Source organism: Mesorhizobium sp. P2_F7 (assembly GCF_056403695.1).
Window position 1 is genome coordinate 1 of the sequence record NZ_JBFUFA010000035.1, and the last position, 1,528, is coordinate 1,528.

Genomic DNA, 1,528 nt, shown 5'->3' on the forward strand with positions numbered 1-1,528 from the left:
CCCGTGGGATCCGGCTCATCGGTGAGGATAAAAAGCTAAGACCTTCGAATTGCCGATAAGAGGGGTCACCTTGTTGATGAAAGAGGCGGTCACCCCGTTGCCTTCATTGAGCCAAATAAGGGCCTTGGAGCCATCCGGCAGAGCGTTGACCGATGACGCGTACTGAAGATCAACCAGGTTGAAGCCGTTGGCTGCGGCAGCTGCGGCCGAGGCACCATAGGCGTAATGCATCGTAGCCATGCAAAAATCCTTCTGATTCGTTACGCCCCATCCCTGCCTATCCGACAGGTCACATTAGCGCCAAATCAAATACCGGAAATTCGTTGATAGAATCTTTGATCTGGGCTTCGAACACCTTAGCAGCCGCCAGCCAAGGTGTTCCGAACTGGGTCAGGGCGGTCAATGCGGCGGCTATGCTCGCAATCGCCCCGAGTTCAATCCTATCGAGGTTCGGCGTTCCTCAGGTTACGAAGAATGACGAGGCCGTAATCGATAGATGCGGAGAGACGGTGGCGAACTGGATTGCGGAGGCTCCTCCGAGCCCATCGCTGTCATAGTAGAGCGCTCCGGTTGCGCTGTTGTAGATAATATGGTCGGAGCTGTTGTGCGCGGCCGTGCCGGCATAGAAAGCACTGCTGGCAAGCGCCCCAACAGGAAGCCCTTTGAAGATGGCATCATCCAATTGGATCTTGTCCAGAGACGGATTGAAGTCGTCGATCGTGGCAACATTGCCCTTGGTAAGGGTGCTGTTGAAAACGAAAGTGTCATGACCATCGTAACCGGTCAGCGTATCGGTTCCACCGCCGCTGTTTATGATGTTGTCGCCGTTATTCCCAATGATGTGCTGAGCGAGTTCGTTGCCGGTCAAATTGATTGCCGTCGTGCCCGCATCTTTTTGGGTGCCAAGGACTTCAATCGACGAGCCAGCCGCAAGCGCATAACTCACAGAAGTCCACACCCTGTCTTGGCCCTGGTCAGCGGCCTCGACCACCTTACTGGCGGCATTGTTGATGTAGTAATCGTCATTGCCACCATAGCCGGCCATGGTGTGAGCGGCGCTGTCGGTCGGGCGTAGAAAATCGTTGCCACTTGTGCCCTTTATATCCGCGGGTGGAGGCGGGTTTGTCGTCCCAGTTCCACTTCCGGTCCCAGTCCCACTTCCGGTCCCGGTCCCGGTCCCAGTTCCACTTCCGGTCCCGCTTCCAGTCCCGGTCCCGCTTCCAGTCCCGCTATGGGTGTTATGATCCAAGAAAAAAGCCTGCATTGACGACGTGTTGCCAAGCGACGTTTCGCCGTTCTGCGAGGACCATTTGTAGGCCATGTCAAAAGCGGGCGACGGAACCAGCTTTGCCCAGTGATCCATCATGGTCTGCATCTGCGCAGTGGTCGGCATCACATAGGAGCCGCCTGTATTGGTCGCCCAGCCACCACCGCCGAACGACTGATAGACGGGTACGATCGAGCTCAGCGGGATGCCCGCATTCAGCGCGGCCGACACGGAACGGTCGATGTAATTAAAGTCGACGAC

The 1,528-nt window shown here is 56.5% G+C and carries 1 protein-coding gene and 1 pseudogene; both read right to left on the reverse strand.

The window, feature by feature from the left end; all coding sequences use genetic code 11:
- Window positions 1-15 precede the first annotated feature (15 nt).
- Window positions 16-240 carry a hypothetical protein gene (locus AC1DZ8_RS33285; protein WP_477402405.1) on the reverse strand — a complete coding sequence of 75 codons (225 nt, stop codon included), beginning with the start codon at window positions 238-240 and terminating at the stop codon, window positions 16-18.
- 220 nt (window positions 241-460) lie between these two features.
- Window positions 461-1,528: pseudogene (locus AC1DZ8_RS33290) on the reverse strand (calcium-binding protein); the annotation flags it as partial.

What these genes read in the sequence shown, in the direction of transcription:
- AC1DZ8_RS33285 (WP_477402405.1), bottom strand. Translation starts at nt 240, where the DNA reads ATGGCTACGATGCATTACGCCTATGGTGCCTCGGCCGCAGCTGCCGCA.